Genomic DNA, 19,367 nt, shown 5'->3' with positions numbered 1-19,367 from the left:
CTGACACCGAAACAACGCGCCGAGAAATCGGCCGCCGCCATGTGGGCCAATGACAAAGCCTCACCGTGGTTCGGCATGACGCTCGACGCCGTTGACGAAGGCAGCGCCGAAATGTCGATGATCGTCGAGAGACACCATTGCAACGGTCACGATATTTGCCACGGCGGCGTGATTTTTGCACTGGCCGACAGCACCTTCGCCTTTGCCTGTAACAGCCGCAACCAAGCCACTGTTGCGCAACACAACACGATCAGCTTCATCTCGCCGGGCCATCTTGGCGATACGCTCACCGCTCGCGGATGCGAGACCAGCCTGGCAGGACGTTCTGGCATCTATGACATTTCAGTCACCAATCAACACGGCCAGAAGATCGCCGAAATGCGCGGCTGTTCGCGCGCGATCAAGGGCCAGAATTTCCCCGAAGAGGAGGAGTAAGCCATGAAAGACCTCAGCCCCAACAAGGCCGACCTTGATCCGATCGAAATTGCCTCGATCGACGAAATCCGCAGCACTCAGCTTGAGCGCCTGAAATGGTCGGTCCGTCACGCCTATGACAACGTAGCGATGTTCAAACAACGCTTCGACGAGGCCGGTGTGCATCCCGATGACATGCAACAACTGTCGGACCTTGCGAAGTTCCCATTTACCTACAAAAACGACTTGCGCGACAACTATCCCTTCGGCCTGTTCGCCGTGCCGCGCAGCGAGATCATCCGCATCCACGCGTCTTCCGGCACCACCGGCAAGCCCACTGTTGTCGGCTACACCAAGACCGATATCGACAACTGGGCCGACCTTGGTGCCCGATCCCTGCGCGCCGCCGGCCTGCGCAAGGGCGACATGGTACATAACGCCTACGGCTATGGCCTCTTCACCGGCGGCCTCGGCGCGCATTACGGTATCGAACGTCTTGGTGCGACCGTGGTCCCGATGGGTGGCGGCCAGACGGAGAAACAGGTCGGCCTGATCGAGGATTTCCGCCCGGACGGCATCATGGTGACGCCGTCCTACATGCTCAACATTCTTGAGCAGTATCACAAACAGGGGCTTGATCCGCGCGACACGTCGCTCTCCGTCGGCGTCTTCGGGGCCGAGCCTTGGACCGACGCCATGCGCAAGGAGGTCGAAGATGCCTTTGACATGCATGCTGTTGATATCTATGGACTTTCCGAAATTATGGGCCCCGGCGTCGCCAATGAGTGCGTCGAAACCAAAGACGGCCCGGTAATCTGGGAAGACCATTTCTATCCCGAGATCATCGACCCGCAGACAGGCGAAGTCCTGCCCGATGGCGAGATGGGCGAACTGGTCTTCACCACGCTCACCAAGGAAGGCCTGCCGATGATCCGCTACCGTACCCGCGACCTGACCCGGCTCTTGCCCGGTACGGCACGCTCGATGCGTCGGATGGAGAAAATCACCGGCCGCAGCGATGACATGATCATCCTGCGCGGCGTCAACGTCTTCCCCTCCCAGATCGAGGAGCAGGTGATGGCCACCGGTGGCTTGGCCCCCTACTACCAGATCGAACTCTACAAGTCCGGCCGCATGGACGGCATGCGCGTCTTCGTCGAGGCCGCGCCGGACAGCACCGATGAACTCAGCAAAACCGCTGCTGCGCGGATGCTGACCAAGCGTATCAAGGACATCGTTGGCGTCTCGACCGAGATCATCGTCGGCAAACCCGGCGAGGTGGCCCGATCCCAAGGCAAGGCGGTGCGCGTGATCGACAACCGCAACAAGGGTTGATCCCTTGGCGCGGACGATCGCAAAAGACCACGACCAGAAACGCGGTCAGATCCTGAAGTCGGCGGCCAAGGTGTTCGCCGACCAGGGGTTCGACCGCGCCTCCATGTCGCTTCTGGCACGCGAATGCGGAATCTCAAAGGCCAATATCTACCATTACTATGACAGCAAGGACGCGCTGCTTTTCGACATTCTCGAGACTTACCTGCGCGAGCTGCGCGACCGGGTCTGCGGTGTCGATCTGAATGGAAAGGACCCGGCCCAGGCGCTGCACGCCACCGTACTCGAAATCCTTTTGGCCTATCAGGGCGCGGATGACGAACACCGGGTGCAAAGCTCGGGTCTGGGCGCACTACCGCCAGAGCAGCAGAAGATCCTGGTGGGATATCAACGGGATATGGTGCAGTTTCTATCCAATATCCTGGCCCAGGTCGCGCCCGACACGCTGGCTAGCGACCCGGTCAGGCTGCGCGCGGCCACCATGTCCGTCTTCGGCATGCTCAACTGGTTTTACATGTGGAACCCCGGTGCCGACGGCGCCGCGCGGCACGACTATGCCCGCCTTGTCAGCAACATGACCTTGGGCGGCCTGCCAGCCCTCTAAACACCACCGTTGTCAAACCAGCGGCCGAAGCAGGGCCGCGGCTCCGCCCCACATCGGCGCCGCGTCCGCATCCCCGTCGGCGATTTTCCGCACCTCTGATACCGTGCCATGGCCAGTTTCCGCCACCTGTTTTGCGACGGAACTCTCGGCGCCCCACGTACAATTGGCACAAAACGCATCGGACCTTTCTACTGGCCCGATGCCATAGCAACAGAGGACCATCGAGATGAAATACTCCAGACTTGCCCCCATCCTTGCCATTGGCGTGGCCGTGACGACCGCCCTTACCGCCCAATCCGTCAAGGCCGACCCGGCCTTTGGCTTTGGCCTGTCCTACGTCTTTGGCGGCGGCAGCAGTGATGTTGCCGTCGGCGCTCGGGTCTTTTCCGATGACGCCCCCCGGAATGGCGCCCTGTCAATCGGTCTAGACTACAAGATCGGATCGCAAAGCCTGCGTCCCAATATCGGGGCCGCCTATCTTGATGACGATGTCTACGGCGATGTCAGCATCGGGTATGACTTTGGCGCACAGGGCATCGACTTTGGTTTAGGCGTCGGCGGCTGGGGTCAGTTCTAGGCGGCTTTGGCAAATTGTGCCGCGCCCGAAACCCCGTTTCGGACGCGGTAATTTCTGTGCTCGGGTCCGGAATACCCGCCTTGGCGATGGCTTGACAGATCGGTTCGAATTTTTGACTACTGGGTCAATATTTTCCACTGACAGCAGACCTGTACATTTCGACCCGAGGTTATCATGAAACGCATTTCCCTGACCTTCGCCCTGACCGCCGCCTTGGCCTGCCCGACCGCTTCCCTGGCGGATCCGGCCTTCGGCTTTGGCATTACGATCCTGTCGAATGGCGATACCGCCGTGGGGTTGCGGGTGTTTTCCAACAATCGCCGCAATAAGCCGGCAGCGTCGCTTGGCATCGACTACAAGTTTGAAACCCAAAGTTTCCGCCCGGCCATCGGCGCCGCCTATCTCGACCACAACATCTATGTCGATGCGACTGTGGGATTTGATCTGCAAACCAACACGCTCGATTTCGGCGTCGGTACCGGTATGTTGTGGAACAGCCGCGCCCCGTTCGTGCCGACCATCCCGACACAGAACCCCACGCCCCCACCACCGCCCACGGGCAACACTGACAGTTGAAGGAAAAGCCCCGAATTGAAGTGAGGCGCATCGACGTGATGCGCCTCATTTCGATTTCTGTCTCAGATTACGATCTTCTGTTCCGCATTACCTGGCGCTCAACCCGTGGCGCGACAGGATCGCGCTTGCGCGCTCTTGCCAGCCGGATTTCAGCACGTCACCGGGTGTGTGGCGCAACCCCATGGCATTCAGCGCCTCGAACGTCTCACCACTGCCAAAGCTGCGCGCGACGCGTGGCCACCAATAGTCCACGCTCGCTTGCAGCGCATCCTTCTGACCCTCGCCCAACAGCCGTTCCAGCCCCTCTTCAGCCAGTTCGGCGTGGCGCGCTTCGACCGGGGCAACCTCACGGAATGCTTCGGCCAGCGGCTGATAGCTCACCTTGGTGAAATCCTGCATCTGGGTACCCACTGCGGTGCCCATTAACAGGTTCATCACCACCGCATCGCCCCAGCCTTCCAGCGGATAGTTGAAAACCGCCAGCCGCATGTCATGCTCGCTGCGGGTCGCGCCGATATCAGCGCCACGCTCCAGCCTTGCGGTCCACGGGTGGTGATTGGCATACCGATCCTGATCGACGCCAAATTCTCCCATGACTTTCAACACCTTGTCGGCATTGTCGGTCTTTTCCAGCACGATCTTGGCCGCCGCAATCCGTTCCTTGATCCCGGGCCCTGCATTGATCACATCGGCAAACCCCGCAGCCCCCGCCAACTCGCTGTCGACGAATGTCGTCATCAGCTTCATCAGCTCGGCGCGATAGCGTGGCGGCACATTGGTCGGGTTGGTCAGCTTGCCACCCTGCGCCAGGTAGTCCTGAATGCTCATATCGTCCATGTTCTTGCCCCCCTTACTGATCGTAATCGACGACGACACGGTCGGTCACCGGATAGGCCTGACAGGACAGAACATAGCCCTTCTCGACCTCGTAATCTTCCAGCGCGTGGTTCGCCACCATCTCGACCTCGCCTTCGATCACGCGGCAGCGGCAGGTCGAACAGACCCCCGCCTTGCAGGCATAGGGCGCGTCCATGGCGTTCTCCATCGCCGCATCCAGAACGGTGACGTCCTTCGAGACGCTGATCGTCTGGGTAGAGCCATCGAGCGTAATCGCCATTTCCGCCTGGTTGGCGGTCTTGCCCGCTTCTTTCGAACGCACCGGCTTTTTCAACTGCCCCGGCTGGGCGCTGGCGAACAACTCGAACTTGATCTGGCTGTCATCCAACCCGTGATCGCGCAGCGCCTTGGCAATGCCCAGCATCATCGGCTCTGGCCCACAGATAAACGCGGTGTCCACGCTCTCGACATCGATCCAAGTGCGGAACAGCTGGGCACATTTCTCTTCCGTCACCATCCCGGTGAACAGATCAATTTCCTGCGCGTCCTGCTCCAACACGTGAATCACGCTCAGGCGACCAAGGTATTCGTTCTTCAGGTCTTCCAGTTCCTCACGGAACATGATGCTCGCCACGCCCTTGTTGGCGTAAGCCAGCGTGAAGGTCGATTTCGGCTCGGCCTCCAGCGTCGTCTTGATGATCGACAGCACCGGCGTAATCCCCGATCCTCCGGCAAAGCCCAGGTATTGCTTTTCGGCGCCCGCATCGAGCGGCGTGAAAAACCCGCCCATTGGCGACATCGCCTGCAGGGTCTCGCCCACGTTTAGCTCTTCATTGGCCCAGGTCGAAAACGCCCCGCCATCAACCCGCTTGATGCCAACCTGCAACTTGCCTTCGTGCTTGCCTGCACAGATCGAATAGGACCGGCGCAGCTCCTGTCCGTCAAAATCCCGGCGGAAGGTCAGGTACTGGCCTTGGGTGAAATCGAACGCGTCCCAGCTTTCGGGTTCCAGCGTCAAGACGACCGCATCGCGGATCGTGCGGTGAATGTCGGTGACCTTCAGGTCGTGAAACTGTGCCATTCCAGAGTTCTCCTCAGATGCACTTGAAATATTCGAACGGTTCCAGGCAGTCCTTGCAGCGCCACTGCGCCTTGCAAGGGGTCGAGCCAAACTGGCTGATCCGTTCCAGGTTTTCGCTTTGACATTGCGGGCAGCGTTTCGGCCCCCCGGCAGCTTGCGGCGGCGCGATGCCATAGGCTTCCAGCTTGGCACGCGCTTCGTCGGTCATCCAATCGGTGGTCCAGGCCGGGGCAAGCGCCCGCCTCAAGACCACTTTCTCGATGCCACGAGCGTTAAGCTCGGCCTCGATGTCACGTTCGATCATCGAGGTTGCCGGACATCCCGAATAGGTCGGCGTCACCGTGACAACACAGGCATCCCCGTCCCAGTCGACACCGCGCACGATGCCCAGCTCAACCAGGCTGATCACCGGGATTTCGGGGTCGGGAAGCGCACTAAGCCACTCCCAGACCTGTTCCGTACTGACCTCAACGCCGTCCATCATTGCTTACCAGCTTGCCCCGGGATAGGCCCGTTGCAACCACTGCATCGACGTCAGCAAATGACCCAGATGCTCGGTATGAATGCGTCCATTGCGCCCGCCCTTGTGGACATAGCTGCCCGCAGGGATGGTCAGTGTCGCCTCGGCCAGAACACGGCCAACCAACGCGTCATATTCCTCGCGCAGGCTTTCCAGGCTCGGGGCAATCCCCGCCTCGGCCATCGCCTGATCCACGGCGTCATCGGCAAACAATTCGCCGACGTATGGATAAAGGTAATCCAGCGCCTCCTGCATCTTGGCATGGCTCACTTCGGTGCCATCGCCAAGGCCTACAACCGTGTGGCCCGAGCGCTCGACGTGATAGGCCGCTTCCTTGCTGGCCTTGGCCGCAATCGCCGCGACGCGCTCGTCGCTCGACTGCATCAGACGTCCCAGCATGACAACCTGCCACGCATCAAACAGGAACTGACGCATCAGGGTCTGACCGAAATCTCCATTGGGCAGTTCCAGCATCAGCGCGTTGCGGAAATCCCAGGCGTCGCGCAGAAAGGCGAGGTCATCCGCCGAACGGCCCTTGCCCTCAACCTCGCCCGCAAGGCCCAGCCACATCTGCGTCTGACCGATCAGGTCCAGCGCGGTGTTGGCCAGCGCAATGTCTTCTTCCAGCACCGGCGCATGGCCGCACCATTCGCTGACCCGGTGGCCCAGGATCAACGTGTTGTCGCCCATCCGCAGCAGGAACTCGAACAGGGCCTCTTGATCGACGCCAGCCATCACATATGCCCCACTTCTTCGGGGATGTCATAGAAGGTCGGGTGGCGGTAAACCTTTGATTCCGAAGGCTCAAACAGCGGGCCTTTCTCGCCCGGCGCGGTGGCCGAGATATGCTTGGCTTCCACAACCCAGATGCTCACACCCTCGTTGCGCCGCGTATAGACATCACGCGCATTGCGGATCGCGGTTTCATCGTCCGGCGCATGCAGACTGCCCACGTGACGGTGGCTCAGCCCGTGTTGACCACGGATGAAAACTTCCCAAAGGGGCCATTCGTTTTTCATGTCTCTTCCCTTTCAAATTCAAAACACCGCTCTTCGCCCCCTGACGGGTGCGCCTCGCAAGACCGCCTGCAAAGGCGGAAGAGCAGGTCGTCGGTTACTCTGCCGCCATCTTCCGCGCGGCACGTTTCTCGGCGTGGGCAAGCAACCCATCGCGCACCCATTCACCATCATCCCAGGCCGCAACCCGATCACGCAGCCGGTCCCGGTTGCACGGGCCATTGCCCTTGATCACATCGAAGAACTCTGTCCAGTCGGGCATGTTGAAGTCGTAATGCCCGGTTTCCTCGTTCCACTTGATGCCGTCGTCCGGAAGGTCGAGGCCCAGATACTCAATCTGCGGGATGGTCTGGTCGACATATTGCTGGCGCAGTTCATCGTTGGATTTGATCTTGATCTTCCACGCCATCGACTGTTCGCCATGCACCGAGTCCGCATCCGACGGGCCGAACATCATCAGGCAAGGGAACCACATCCGGTTCAAAGCATCCTGTGCCATTTTCTTCTGCTCCCGCGTACCGAACGCCATCGCCCGGATCGCGTCATACCCCTGACGCGCATGGAAGCTCTCTTCCTTGCAGATCCGCACCATCGCACGAGAGTAAGGACCGTAAGAGGTCCGCTGCAACGCCACCTGGTTCACAATCGCCGCGCCATCAACCAGCCAGCCCACCGCGCCAATATCGGCCCAGTTCAGCGTCGGATAGTTGAAGATCGACGAATACTTCATCTTGCCTTCATGCAGCAGACGGACCAGTTCGTCCCGGCTTTCGCCCAGCGTCTCGGCAGCACTGTAAAGATACAGCCCATGCCCCGCCTCATCCTGCACCTTGGCCAGCAGGATCGCCTTGCGCTCCAACGACGGTGCGCGGGTGATCCAGTTGCCCTCGGGCAGCTGTCCAACCACTTCGGAATGCGCGTGCTGACCGATCTGACGGATCAGCGTCATCCGGTAATCATCCGGCATCCAGTCGCGCGGCTCGATCTTGATATCGTTGTCGATCTTGTCCTGAAACTCGCGTTCCTGCTCGGTCATGTCCTCACGCTTGTGAACACCTGACTTCGCGGTCTTGATCATCTGTGCATACATGTCGCGTAATCCTCCTCAGACCCGTTCCAAGATCAGAGCCGCGCCCTGACCCACGCCCACACACATGGTGCAAAGCGCGTATTTCCCTTGATTGCGGCGCAACTGATACGCCGCCGTCATCACCAGCCGTGCCCCCGACATGCCCAGCGGATGGCCCAGCGCAATCGCACCGCCCTGCGCATTCACATGCGCCGCGCCATCGGCCACGCCAAGCTCGCGCAGCGTCGCCAGACCTTGGCTTGCAAAGGCTTCGTTCAATTCTATCACATCCATCTGGTCGATGGTGAGCCCGGCGCGCGCCAGAACCTTCTGGCTGGCCGGTGACGGGCCAATTCCCATCACCCGCGGTTCAACCCCGGCCGAGGCCATCGCCACGATCCGCGCCATCGGCTTCAACCCGTTCTTTTCGGCCGCCTCGCCGCTGGCAATCAACAGCGCCGCGGCACCATCATTCACGCCGCTGGCATTGCCCGCGGTCACACTCAGATCGGGGCCATTGACGCCACGCAACTTGGCCAACTTGTCCACCCCGGTGCCCGGGCGCGGATGCTCGTCGGTATCCACGACAATCGGGTCGCCCTTGCGCTGCGGGATGGTGACCGGCGTGATCTCTTCAGCAAAAAGACCTGCTTCCTGCGCTGCCGCCCAACGGGCCTGGCTCCGCGCAGCCATGGCGTCCTGATCCTCGCGGCTCACTCCCCAGTCGGCGGCCACGTTGTCAGCAGTTTGTGGCATGGAATCAATGCCATACATCTTTTCCATCTTCGAATTGACAAAGCGCCAGCCAATGGTGGTGTCATAAACCGCATTGGCCCGGGTAAAGGCGCTGGTCGCCTTGGGCATCACGAAAGGTGCGCGGCTCATGCTCTCTACACCGCCCGCAATGCACATATCCTGATCGCCCGACTTGATCGCGCGGGACGCCATGCCCACCGCGTCCATGCCGGACGCGCACAGACGGTTCACGGTCACACCCGGCACATCCACCGGCAACCCGGCCAACAACGCGGCCATGCGGGCCACGTTACGGTTGTCTTCGCCTGCCTGGTTGGCGCTGCCGTAGTAAACATCATCCACGCTGGCCCAATCCACCTGGGGATTGCGCTCCACCAGCGCCGCAATCGGCAGCGCGGCAAGGTCATCCGCCCGAACCGATGACAAGGCTCCGCCATAGCGGCCAATTGGCGTACGGGTTGCATCGCAAATAAACGCGTCGGTCAATTCTTTGTCTCCTGTTCTATCGGGCGTAGGAATACCCGACCGCATGGTCGGAAATACGCATCAAAGCGATTCGACGCAAGCTTTTTGTTACACAAGTGAACAATTAATATGGGTATACGTAACATATTACGCGTTGATCTCAGATTTCCTCAAAATCCCCGCCGCGCCCCCTGCCCCCGGCAAAGCGCGCCGCGCCGGCGGCCCCATCGGCAGCCACCATTCCCTTGCCACCCTGCCATTCCTGCCGCAGCGCCTCGCGTTCACTCAACCCTGCCTGCCCCCGGGCCGAGGCCCGATCTGCCCGCATACACCCCTGCGGAAACCGCGCAATCTCCTGCGCCAACGCTTCGGCCTTCGTCCGCGCCTGCCCCTCGGGCACCACGTATTCACACAAGCCGATCCGCAACGCCTCCTCGGCCTCAACCTTGCGCCCGCTCAGGATCAAGTCCATTGCCCGGCCTTCCCCCACCAGCCTCGGCAACCGCACGGTGCCACCATCAATTAATGGCACCCCCCAGCGCCGACAGAACACCCCCATGAACGCAGTTTCGGCCATCACCCGCATGTCACACCACGCGGCCAGTTCCATGCCGCCGGCCACTGCCGGGCCTTCGATCGCTGCAATCACCGGCTTGCTGAGGTCCAATCGCGACGGCCCCATCGGGCCCGGCACTTGCCCCTCTTCGGGAAAAGCCAGCACTTGTTCGACATGGGTTTCATCCAGTTCTGACACCTGTTTCAGGTCGAACCCCGCACAAAACGCCCCTCCTTCGCCCCAGAACACCGCAACCGAGGCCGTCTCATCCGCGTCAAACGCAAGAAACGCCTCGTACAAGGCCCGCGCACTCGCCGTATCCATCGCGTTACGCGCTTCTGGCCGCGAATGGATCACCGTCCACACCGCCCCGTTTTTCTCGATCCGAACGGCCATCACAGATCCTCCCTTTGTCACATACCCTGCCCGCTCTGCCGCGAACTCGCAACGAAACGGTGCAAATCACGACCGTTTCTGGCAACAGGTTGCCACGGGCGATTTCATACCTGTCAGATCGACCCGGCCGGCCCCGGTATCGAACACATTCAGCAAGATCCGGAAAAGCAATTGCGGCAACATTATGTCGATTATCTGACAATCCAAAACAATCTTCTGTTTTCGATCAATATTGTTGCGATATCGGCGGACAATGCGCCGATTAACTTATTGAAAATTAGTCAAAAATATGTCGATTTCGTGTGGGGCTCGCAAAGGATGTCATGATGACTGAACTGTTTATTCTTTTGGGCGTGCTTGCGCTTGGATTTCTTTTCGACCTCGGCGACGGCAGTGGCGGAGGCGAAGAAGGCGGCTCGGGCGAAGGAACCGAAGGCGACGATGAACTCATCGGTGGCGCAGGACCGGACCTGCTTCTCGGGCTGGCCGGAGATGACACGATCATGGGTGGTGACGAAGAAGACACCATCGAAGGCGGCACCGGAAACGATTTTCTTGATGGCGAAGAAGACAATGACGTGATCCGTGGCGGAGCCGGGGATGACACGATCGAAGGCGGCGTTGGCGACGATACGATCGATGGTGGTGCCGGGAACGACCACGCGACCGATGCCGGCGGCAACAATGCCTTCACCATGGGGGACGGGGATGACACCGTCGAAGGCAGCACCGGCCATGACACTATTGACGGCGGCGGCGGGCATGACCTGCTTCTGGGCTGGGAAGGGCTGGATGTGATCTCGGGCGGCGCGGGCAATGATACGCTTGATGGGACGCAAGGTGTTCTGAGCGACGGTTTCGATGATTACGACGCCGATGCGCTTGACGGCGAGGAAGATGACGACGTGCTGATCCTCGGCAACAACGATACGGGCACCGGCGGGGACGGTGACGACGTGTTCCACACCGGGAGCTGGGTCTATCACGACAGCGGAGGCAACGCCGCCCCAGTCATCACAGATTTCATGAATGGCAGCGATTCCCTCGTCATTACGACACTGGATGGTTACGGCGGCGCAGGCGATGTCACGCTTGAAGATACAAGCGACGGCGTGAATGTTCTGCTTGATGGCGCCGTGGTTGCGCAATTGCCGGGTATAACCGCGGCCGACGTACCCATGGCGGCCATTTCCGTGGTCGCAGCGGACGGCACCGGCGGTGGGACCGAAGGCGGCTCGGAAGGTGGTTCCGAAGGCGGAACCGAAGGAGGAACCGAAGGCGGCGGTGAAAGCGCAGAGGGCCAGTTGCTGACCGGGGATGACGGCGCAAACACGCTTGAGGGCCTTTCCGGGGACGACACACTGTACGGTGAAGCCGGTGATGACACCTTGCTGGGTGGACTTGGTGCCGACTACATGGAAGGCGGGGCCGGGAACGATGTCATCGATGGCACCAACAACGTGCTGGATGGCGGCGAAGACGACCAAGAATTCGATACATTGATCGGCGGAGACGGGGACGACACACTAATCCTCGGAAGCCGCGATGGCGCCACCGGTGGCGCGGGTGCGGATACCTTTGTCACCGGAACCTGGGTCGACGGCACCAACGAGGATATCGATCCCCCTTACATCACCGACTATACGGATGGCGAAGATACCGTCGTGATCATGGTCCCGGCAGGGTACGCGGGGGCTGGTGAAATCGTTCTCGAAGACGACGTGGACGCGCCGTTTGACTTGGTGCGCGTATTGCTTGACGGGATACTCGTGGCGCATTTGGCTGGCGTGACTGCGGCAGATGTTTCCGCGTCGTCAATTGCGACGGTAGAAGCGGCGGCCTGACGTGACGGCACCGGTCAGACCCATTGAAGCGCCCCGCCTACACCGTAGCCGGGGCGCTTTTGAGTTTCTCGGCTTGTGCGAAATCCGGGCTGTATCATTTCAGAGCGGCACATCAGAATGAATAATCTCCGGCTGGCGCTGGTTGGCGATACACCTGAAAACACCACTCAGCTGTCCACAGAAATGGCGCGCGTCGAATTTGATGATGGTCAAACCTTGGCGTATACCAAGCACGCAAGAGATATGCGTCTTGGTCGTTGATCAACAAGGCAAAAGGATCATTTACATGTCCAGTCAATCGAAAAGCATTGCTCTTGTTGTTGCGAGCCACAATCAAGACATCTTGGGCTTCAACCTGAAGGCTTCTCCCTGTCTGTTAAATGACAGCCACCAGCTGCACGTCATACAAGATGCGCCTTCGGCATCCATTGCTTACAATCGCGGTCTCGAGTTGAGCGACGCCGAAATCATCGTCTTTGTCCATCATGACGTTTACCTGCCAGTTGGTTGGTCTGAACTGCTTCAGAAGCGCGTCGCAGAGGTTGAAGCTCTGGATCCCGATTGGGCTCTGCTCGGACCGGTCGGCGTCGATGAATACGGCACGGTCTTCGGGCCCGTATGGTCGACCTCTCTCGGACAGATCGTTGGACGGGTCCCTACGAAACCGGTTCCGATTCAAAGCTATGATGAATTGATGATTGTCATGCGGCGTGACGCCGGGTTGCGATTTGACGAGAAGCTTCCAAACTTTCACCTCTATGGAACCGATATCGTGCAGACCGCCCTTGGCCAAAACAAAGGGTGCTACTCGGTGTCGCTTCCGGTGATCCATAATGATGGATTCCACGACACACTTGGTGAAGACTTCAGTCAATGCCTTAGGTACATGCAGAAAAAATGGCATTCCCGACTGCCTTTGAAGACAGCCGTAACGGAGATTACCCGGTCCGGCATCAAGCACTGGCGTGAAAAACGGCGTGCTCAGAAATTTCGGGACATAAGGCTTGCCATGACGCTTCCGACGGATACGAATCCAGCCTGCTATGCAGAATTATGCGGATGGCAAAACATCGCGCCGCTTGAGGGAACTTCCAAATGTTAAGCCTTTACTTGTTTCTCAGCTACATGTTGGCCGCGACCAACGGCTACATCTTCACGGATGCGGACCGGACCGATCAATTGATCGACAGCGCGGGGATGAAAATTGCCACCGGCGCCGGCAACACGGCGTCGGAAGGGACGCCTGATGCTGCACCCAAACGCACGAAAATGAAAACCTATATCTTCGGGCATAGCCTGATTGAAACCAAGGTTCCGTACTGGATCAACCAACTGGCTCAGGCTGCGGGCCATGGCTATGGTTTTTCAGGCCAATATGGGTTTCTGCCAGGCCACGTGGCCACCCTGCCGCCAACTGGACAATGGGGGCTCCCGGGGATCCCGGATTGGAATTCCGATGTCCAAAGTTTCGCGGCCGCAAATTTCGACACCATTCTGCTAACACCTGCGAATTTCATCCAGTTTCAGTCACCCGACGCCGCATATCCCGGGCACAGAAAGTCAGCCGTTGAATTCACGATCGAACTCATCGACTGGGTGAGTGAACGGGAACCCGGCATAGACATCTACATCTACGAGAACTGGCCCGACATGGCGACATTCATCGCCAACGAATCCTTCCCCCCCAGCCCGGCCGAGCTTGCGGCCTATCACGACTATGTCCTCGACGACTTCAGCGATTGGTGGGACGACTATCACGCGGCACTTGTCGCCGCGCGTCCGGATATCAACATCATCTCGGTCCCGGTCGGCCCGATCATCTCGCGTCTCCTGACCGAGACCGAACTTTCGGGTATCAAGGCAACAGATCTCTATATCGACAACGCGCCTCATGCCACCGATACGCTGAATTTCCTTGCAGGTATGGCAACCTATTCCGGTATGTACCGCATGCCATTGCCCAGGGATTACGCCGTCCCGGCGAACATCCACCCACTTGTCATCCATAACTATGAGATGATTGCCGAACTCGTCGAAATGGAACTGGGTATCGGACCGTCAAAGCCCTAAACCATGGCCTGCGCCGGCAGGAGCGCCGTCCCGCGGTCACCGCGTGGAACGCATCTTCAAAGACCGCCACATATGCCCCGGCAGAATGGCGAAACACCTGGCGTAGCGCGGCACCAGCCGACCCGGAGCCGACAGCATCCGCCAGGCCCATTCCATCGCAATCGCCCGCACCCATTTCGGCGCACGCTTTTGGGCTCCGGACAGAAAATCCAGTCCCGCCCCGATGCTGGCAAATCCAATGCCTGCCAACTGCTCGCGCCCACGCGCGGCCAGAATCTCCTGCTTGGGCGCCCCCAGAGCCAGAAACACCAGGCCGACACCGGCCGCCTCAAGCCCCGCAAACACCTGTTCAGCGCCCGGCCCTTGTGGATCAAACCCCATCGGCGGCGCAATCTTCGCGGCGACCTCCAGGCCGGGCACAAGCCGTTGCATTTCATCCCCGGCCCGCGCCAGGCTCTGCTCGGTCGAGCCCACCAGGCCAACCTTGACGCCTTTCTCTGCCGCCAGCCGCGCCAGCGGCAGCACCATGTCCGAGCCAGGCACAAGCGACAGGTCACGACCTGCGAGCCGCCCGAGCCAGACAATCGGATTGCCGTCCGCCACCACCAAGTCCTGCGCCGCGTAGGCGTCGGCAAACACCTCCGAGCTGCGCAGTTTCACCAAGTGATCCAGGTTGATCGTCGCCAGGGCAAAGCCTGTCCCGGCCTCGAACCGCTGCCCTACTTCCGCAAGCAAGGCCGCCGCGTCAGGCAGGTTCACCTCGATCTCTGTCGACTTGATGCGGAATTTCACTCGGTTTCTCCCAAGGCCATGCTCACTGGAATATGCCCTCTTTTCATGGCACAAACCCGGAAAAACCACGGTTTTACGGTGACCTGCCGTAGTATTGCCCATTTTATGTGTTCTCAAGGTCACCAAGCGAGATGGCAAAGGCAGCACATATGTCCATCCAAACCGACATCCCCCCGGCGCAATCCGGGGCGCGCTCCCGTATCACGGGAGGTTTCGCATGAGTTCAGTTCTTCTTATCGGTTGTGGCTTCGTTGCAGATCTCTACATGGCCGGATTAAAAACCTTCCCCCATATCAAGTTAGTCGGCGCCTTTGATCGCGACACCACAAGGTTAAGCCAGTTTACTGCCCATCACGGCATTCCTGCCTTCGACACGCTCAATGCCGCCCTTGCGGTCCTGCCCGCTGATGGCCTCGCGCTGAATCTCACCAACCCCTCGTCCCATGCCGAAATCAACCGTGCAGCACTCAATGCGGGCCGCCATGTCTTTTGCGAAAAGCCGATGACGCTCGACATACCCGAGGCGCGCGATCTCGTGGCCCTTGCTGCATCGAAAGACCTGCAACTGGCCTCGGCCCCCTCTTCGGTCCTGTCCGAGGCCGCCCAGATCCTGATCGCATCCGCCCGCAACGGCACAGCAGGCACCCCCCGCCTTGTCTATGCCGAGCTTGACGACGGCTTCATCCCGCAAGCCCCGCTCGAGGGCTGGCGCTCAGTCTCCGGCGCGCCATGGCCCTATGAGGATGAATTCAAAACCGGCTGTACGCTGGAACACGCCGGGTATTATCTCAGCTGGCTCATCGCCATGTTCGGCCCGGTCACCCACGTGGTCGCCGCCTCGGCGGAAACGCTGCCCGACAAGCGCGGCATCTCCGGCACGCCGGATTTCTCGGTCGCAACGCTGTTTTTCGAAAACGGCCCCGTGGCGCGGCTAACCTGTTCCATCACCGCCCCGCATGACCACCGCATCCGCGTCATCGGCGATGATGGCTACCTGCAGGTCAAGGAAGCCTGGAACAACGCCGCACCGGTACGGTTCCACAAACGCTTCCGCATCCGCCGCCGCCTGCTGGAACACCCCATCGGCAAACGTTTGAAACCAAAGGAGAAAACCCACCCGCACGTCAAACGTTCCGGTGCCGCCGCGATGAATTTCGCTCTCGGTCCGGCAGAAATGCTCGACGCCATCGCCGCCGGCAAACCCTCGCGCATCGCAGGCGATTTCGCCCTGCACCTGACCGAGGTCACCCTCGCCATCCAGAACGCCGGAACCTCGGGCGCGGTTGACATCACCTCGCGCTGTGACCCAATGGAGCCGATGCCATGGGTCTGACCATCACCATCACCGGCGCCGGTGGGTTCATCGGTCGCGCCTGCGTTGACGCCGCCATTGCGCGCGGCCACCAGGTGCGCGCCCTGATCCGCAGCGCCGCAACCTTCCCCGAGGGTGTCGAACAGATCACCTGTGACCTCTCATCTGATGCAGATTATCTTATCAAATCTATCACTGGATCAGATGTGGTAATCCACACCGCCTCCTCAATGTCCGGCGACCCGGCACTTGCCCAGCGTGACACGCTCGCCGCCACCCGCAATCTCGTCGCGGCCATGGCGGAAACCAAACCCCGCCTCGTCCTGCTCAGCTCCATCGCGGTCTACGACGCCGATGCGCGGGCCATATCCGAGGACACCACGCTCGATCCGCACCCCGAAACCCGCGATGCCTACGCCCAGTCCAAAATCGCTCAAGAAGCTCTGCTCAATGATGCGGAAATTGAAACCTGGATCGCCCGGCCCGGCGCGGTGTTCGGGCCAAACCGCCTGTGGAACGCCCATCTCGGACAACAACTCGGCCCGATCTTCTTACGTATGGGCGACGCCACGCAGATCCCCGTGATCGACATAGAATCCTGCGCCCGGGCGCTGATCCACGCCGCAGAAACTCCGGCCCCGGAGGGCAAACGCGCCATAAACCTCGTCTCCGACAATCTGCCCAATGCCCGCGCCTTCCTGACTGCGCTCGGCCCAGGTGCGCCCGGAACCCAACTGCCCTTCCCCCGGCAGATCCCCGCATTCATCGGTCGACTCTTTCGCCCTCTGCCAATCCGCCTGCCGGGTCTGTTGCAACCCCGCACGCTCACGGCCCGCTTTGGCCCCAAAACCTATTCCAACACGCGCGCCAAGGCCGACCTCAACTGGTCCCCCGCACCCTGGTCCGACGCTCTGCAAACAGCGCAAGAGGCCAGCCCATGACCCTGCGCATTGCCTATCTCACCGGCGAATACCCCCGCGCCACCGACACCTTCATCCAGCGCGAGGTTGCCGCCCTGCGCGACCACGGGCTCGAGGTCGAAACCTGTTCAATTCGCCGCACCGGAACCGAACACCATGTCGGCGAGGAGCAACGTATCGAGGCCGCAAACACCTTCCACGTGCTCGAGGCTACCAAACGGCCCCTCCACCTGACTTCGACGCACTTACAGCGGCTTGCACGCAATCCAATTCGGTATTTCAAGGCTCTCAAACTGGCCCTGAAAACCTCTCCCGGCGGTATCAAGCCCACGCTCTACCAGTTGATCTACTTCGTCGAGGCCGCCGTTCTGGCTCGCCACGTGCAGACCATCGGCGCGACCCACCTGCACAACCACATCGCCAAATCGTCGTGTACCGTGGCGATGCTGGCCTCCGAACTTTCAGGTATCCCCTACAGCTTCACCCTGCACGGGCCGGACATTTTTTTCGAACCGATCCGCTGGCGATTGGACGAAAAAATCAAACGCGCCGCCTTCGTCTCCTGCATCTCGGAATTCTGCCGCTCGCAAGCCATGGCCTTCTCCGATGCCGAGTACTGGCAAAAGCTCCACATCATCCATTGTGGCGTCGATCCCGACCGCTACACACCCGAACCCCGCCAACGCGGCACCCAGATGCTCTTTGTCGGCCGCCTCGCCGCCGTAAAAGGCCTGCCCGTCCTGTTCGACGCGATGAAAGGCATGGACCTGTCCGACCTCTCGCTTGCCATCGTTGGCGACGGCCCTGATCGCGTGGCGTTGGAGAAACTGGCGGCAACCCTGCCCCATGACATCGACTTCATGGGCTACCGCTCGCAATCCGAGGTCGCCGCGCTTCTCAAGGAAACCGACCTTCTGGTCCTGCCTTCCTTTGCCGAGGGCGTTCCTGTGGTGCTGATGGAGGCCATGGCCGCCGAAGTCCCGGTCCTGACCACCCGCATCGCCGGCATCCCCGAACTGGTCGAGCACGGCATCTCCGGCCTGCTCGTGCCCCCTGGCGACGCAAAGGCGCTCGCCGACGCTACCACACAAATCCTGCAAGACCCTGACAAGGCGTCCGAAATGGGCCGCGCGGGCCGTGCCATGGTGCAAGCCGAGTTCACCAGCCACACCGAGGCGGCCCGCCTCGCCCATCTCTTCACCGCCTATGCACAGGGTGAAACGCCCGCAAAACGACCCGAGGCCCAACCATGACCGGATCAACCATCGGCGCCGTCATCATTGGCCGCAACGAAGGCCAGCGGCTGATCAACTGCCTCGCCTCAATGCAGGGAGAGGCCACGCGGCTGGTCTACGTCGATTCTGGCTCCACCGACAATTCCGTCGAAGAGGCCCGCAAAGCCGGGGCCGAAATCGTCCTTCTCGACACGACCGAACCCTTCACCGCCGCGCGCGCCCGCAACGCTGGCTTCGAGGCGCTGAACCGCGGCCCAAACCCACCCGACTACGTGCAATTCGTCGATGGCGACTGCACATTGGAACCTGGCTGGCTGACCCACGCGGCCCAAGCCCTTGATGACACTCCCGACATCGGCATCGTCACGGGGTGGCGCGCGGAACTGCACCCAGAGGCCAGCGTCTACAACGCCATGTGCGATTTCGAATGGCACCGCCCGGCGGGCGATATCGACGCCTGCGGCGGTGACATGATGGTGCGCCGCGTACTCTTTGCCCAACTCGAGGGCTTCAACCCGCGTGTCATCGCTGCGGAAGACGACGAATTCTGTGTTCGAGTTCGCAAATCCGGCCACCGCGTTCATCGCCTGCCAATCCCAATGACCCATCACGACGCCGCCATGTTGCACTTCTCGCAATGGTGGCAGCGCGCCATCCGATCGGGCCACGGTTTTGGTCAAGTCGGTGATCTGCACCCGACCCATTTTCGCAACGAGCGCCGCCGCGTCTGGTTGTTTGGCGGGGTCTTGCCCTTCTTTTTGATCGTTGGCGCGGTGATGTCGGGCTGGCTGCTGCTGTTTGTCCTGCTGCTCTATCTCGGATCCTACATCCGCACCGTCGAAGGTCTGCGCAAGGCGGGTCTTCCGCTCAAAACATCGCTGCACCATTCGGTGCTGCTGTTCCTCTCGAAATTCCCCAACCTGGTCGGAGTCATGCGCTACCGCAAGCGCAAGCGCCTCGGCCATGAAATGGAAATTATCGAGTATAAATAAGAG

21 protein-coding genes are annotated in these 19,367 nt (G+C 60.4%); 12 read left to right on the top strand and 9 right to left on the bottom strand.

Going from position 1 to position 19,367, the window contains the following annotated elements; genetic code table 11:
• From paaI to RXV86_RS02505, 5 genes are all read left to right on the top strand, one after another.
• Positions 1 to 435, top strand: coding sequence for a hydroxyphenylacetyl-CoA thioesterase PaaI (gene paaI, locus RXV86_RS02525; protein ID WP_316298419.1), 435 nt, complete (start codon positions 1 to 3; stop codon positions 433 to 435).
• 3 nt (positions 436 to 438) lie between these two features.
• Entirely contained in the window at positions 439 to 1,749 is a 1,311-nt protein-coding gene (gene paaK, locus RXV86_RS02520; RefSeq protein WP_316297218.1) for a phenylacetate--CoA ligase PaaK, read from the top strand.
• Positions 1,750 to 1,753: 4 nt separating this feature from the next.
• The gene (locus RXV86_RS02515) at positions 1,754 to 2,350 is read left to right on the top strand and encodes a TetR/AcrR family transcriptional regulator (RefSeq protein WP_316297217.1); all 597 of its coding nucleotides are present in this window, start codon (positions 1,754 to 1,756) and stop codon (positions 2,348 to 2,350) included.
• A 226-nt stretch (positions 2,351 to 2,576) separates the two neighbouring features.
• The gene (locus RXV86_RS02510; RefSeq protein WP_316297216.1) at positions 2,577 to 2,927 is read left to right on the top strand and encodes a hypothetical protein; all 351 of its coding nucleotides are present in this window, start codon (positions 2,577 to 2,579) and stop codon (positions 2,925 to 2,927) included.
• A 174-nt stretch (positions 2,928 to 3,101) separates the two neighbouring features.
• On the top strand, positions 3,102 to 3,503 hold the full coding sequence (locus RXV86_RS02505) for a hypothetical protein (RefSeq protein WP_316297215.1): 402 nt from the start codon (positions 3,102 to 3,104) through the stop codon (positions 3,501 to 3,503).
• A gap of 87 nt (positions 3,504 to 3,590) precedes the next feature.
• Here the strand turns inward: RXV86_RS02505 and RXV86_RS02500 are convergent, their stop codons facing one another.
• The 8 genes from RXV86_RS02500 to RXV86_RS02465 all read right to left on the bottom strand — a co-directional run bounded on the left by RXV86_RS02500 (position 3,591) and on the right by RXV86_RS02465 (position 10,199).
• Positions 3,591 to 4,340, bottom strand: coding sequence for a Phenylacetic acid catabolic protein (locus RXV86_RS02500; protein ID WP_316297214.1), 750 nt, complete (start codon positions 4,338 to 4,340; stop codon positions 3,591 to 3,593).
• A gap of 13 nt (positions 4,341 to 4,353) precedes the next feature.
• Positions 4,354 to 5,421 carry a 2Fe-2S iron-sulfur cluster-binding protein gene (locus RXV86_RS02495; RefSeq protein ID WP_316297213.1) on the bottom strand — a complete coding sequence of 356 codons (1,068 nt, stop codon included), beginning with the start codon at positions 5,419 to 5,421 and terminating at the stop codon, positions 4,354 to 4,356.
• 13 nt (positions 5,422 to 5,434) lie between these two features.
• On the bottom strand, positions 5,435 to 5,902 hold the full coding sequence (gene paaD, locus RXV86_RS02490; protein WP_316298417.1) for a 1,2-phenylacetyl-CoA epoxidase subunit PaaD: 468 nt from the start codon (positions 5,900 to 5,902) through the stop codon (positions 5,435 to 5,437).
• A 6-nt stretch (positions 5,903 to 5,908) separates the two neighbouring features.
• Positions 5,909 to 6,676: a 1,2-phenylacetyl-CoA epoxidase subunit PaaC gene (paaC, locus tag RXV86_RS02485; protein WP_316297212.1), complete on the bottom strand. Its 768-nt coding sequence runs from the start codon at positions 6,674 to 6,676 to the stop codon at positions 5,909 to 5,911.
• The gene (gene paaB / locus RXV86_RS02480; RefSeq protein WP_316297211.1) at positions 6,676 to 6,960 is read right to left on the bottom strand and encodes a 1,2-phenylacetyl-CoA epoxidase subunit PaaB; all 285 of its coding nucleotides are present in this window, start codon (positions 6,958 to 6,960) and stop codon (positions 6,676 to 6,678) included. The genes paaC and paaB overlap by 1 nt, the downstream gene beginning before the upstream one ends.
• Before the next feature lie 94 nt (positions 6,961 to 7,054).
• Positions 7,055 to 8,047: a 1,2-phenylacetyl-CoA epoxidase subunit PaaA gene (paaA, locus tag RXV86_RS02475; RefSeq protein ID WP_316297210.1), complete on the bottom strand. Its 993-nt coding sequence runs from the start codon at positions 8,045 to 8,047 to the stop codon at positions 7,055 to 7,057.
• A 15-nt stretch (positions 8,048 to 8,062) separates the two neighbouring features.
• Positions 8,063 to 9,313 (bottom strand): 3-oxoadipyl-CoA thiolase, encoded by a 1,251-nt coding sequence (pcaF, locus tag RXV86_RS02470; RefSeq protein WP_316297209.1) that lies wholly within the window; start codon positions 9,311 to 9,313, stop codon positions 8,063 to 8,065.
• A gap of 94 nt (positions 9,314 to 9,407) precedes the next feature.
• Positions 9,408 to 10,199: a crotonase/enoyl-CoA hydratase family protein gene (locus RXV86_RS02465; protein ID WP_316297208.1), complete on the bottom strand. Its 792-nt coding sequence runs from the start codon at positions 10,197 to 10,199 to the stop codon at positions 9,408 to 9,410.
• A 326-nt stretch (positions 10,200 to 10,525) separates the two neighbouring features.
• Between RXV86_RS02465 and RXV86_RS02460 the strand changes: the two genes are divergently transcribed.
• The 3 genes from RXV86_RS02460 to RXV86_RS02450 all read left to right on the top strand — a co-directional run bounded on the left by RXV86_RS02460 (position 10,526) and on the right by RXV86_RS02450 (position 14,113).
• Positions 10,526 to 12,043 (top strand): calcium-binding protein, encoded by a 1,518-nt coding sequence (locus RXV86_RS02460; protein ID WP_316297207.1) that lies wholly within the window; start codon positions 10,526 to 10,528, stop codon positions 12,041 to 12,043.
• Positions 12,044 to 12,329: 286 nt separating this feature from the next.
• Positions 12,330 to 13,145, top strand: coding sequence for a hypothetical protein (locus RXV86_RS02455; protein WP_316297206.1), 816 nt, complete (start codon positions 12,330 to 12,332; stop codon positions 13,143 to 13,145).
• A complete protein-coding gene (locus RXV86_RS02450; protein ID WP_316297205.1) occupies positions 13,139 to 14,113 on the top strand; it encodes a hypothetical protein in 975 nt (324 codons plus the stop codon). Before RXV86_RS02455 ends, RXV86_RS02450 begins: the two co-directional genes overlap by 7 nt.
• A 36-nt stretch (positions 14,114 to 14,149) precedes the next feature.
• Here RXV86_RS02450 and RXV86_RS02445 read toward each other — a convergent pair whose 3' ends face one another.
• Positions 14,150 to 14,905 (bottom strand): WecB/TagA/CpsF family glycosyltransferase, encoded by a 756-nt coding sequence (locus RXV86_RS02445; protein ID WP_316297204.1) that lies wholly within the window; start codon positions 14,903 to 14,905, stop codon positions 14,150 to 14,152.
• A gap of 217 nt (positions 14,906 to 15,122) precedes the next feature.
• Between RXV86_RS02445 and RXV86_RS02440 the strand changes: the two genes are divergently transcribed.
• The 4 genes from RXV86_RS02440 to RXV86_RS02425 are packed head-to-tail and all read left to right on the top strand — an operon-like array spanning position 15,123 to position 19,364.
• Positions 15,123 to 16,238 carry a Gfo/Idh/MocA family oxidoreductase gene (locus RXV86_RS02440; protein WP_316297203.1) on the top strand — a complete coding sequence of 372 codons (1,116 nt, stop codon included), beginning with the start codon at positions 15,123 to 15,125 and terminating at the stop codon, positions 16,236 to 16,238.
• On the top strand, positions 16,229 to 17,158 hold the full coding sequence (locus RXV86_RS02435) for an NAD(P)-dependent oxidoreductase (RefSeq protein WP_316297202.1): 930 nt from the start codon (positions 16,229 to 16,231) through the stop codon (positions 17,156 to 17,158). The genes RXV86_RS02440 and RXV86_RS02435 overlap by 10 nt, the downstream gene beginning before the upstream one ends.
• Entirely contained in the window at positions 17,155 to 18,390 is a 1,236-nt protein-coding gene (locus RXV86_RS02430; protein WP_316297201.1) for a glycosyltransferase, read from the top strand. Before RXV86_RS02435 ends, RXV86_RS02430 begins: the two co-directional genes overlap by 4 nt.
• Positions 18,387 to 19,364, top strand: coding sequence for a glycosyltransferase (locus RXV86_RS02425; RefSeq protein ID WP_316297200.1), 978 nt, complete (start codon positions 18,387 to 18,389; stop codon positions 19,362 to 19,364). Before RXV86_RS02430 ends, RXV86_RS02425 begins: the two co-directional genes overlap by 4 nt.
• Positions 19,365 to 19,367: the final 3 nt, after the last annotated feature.

It is taken from the genome of Aliisedimentitalea sp. MJ-SS2, assembly GCF_032586155.1.
In the GTDB taxonomy this organism is placed as follows: domain Bacteria; phylum Pseudomonadota; class Alphaproteobacteria; order Rhodobacterales; family Rhodobacteraceae; genus JAWHTC01.
This window is presented reverse-complemented; position numbering and strand designations above follow the sequence as displayed.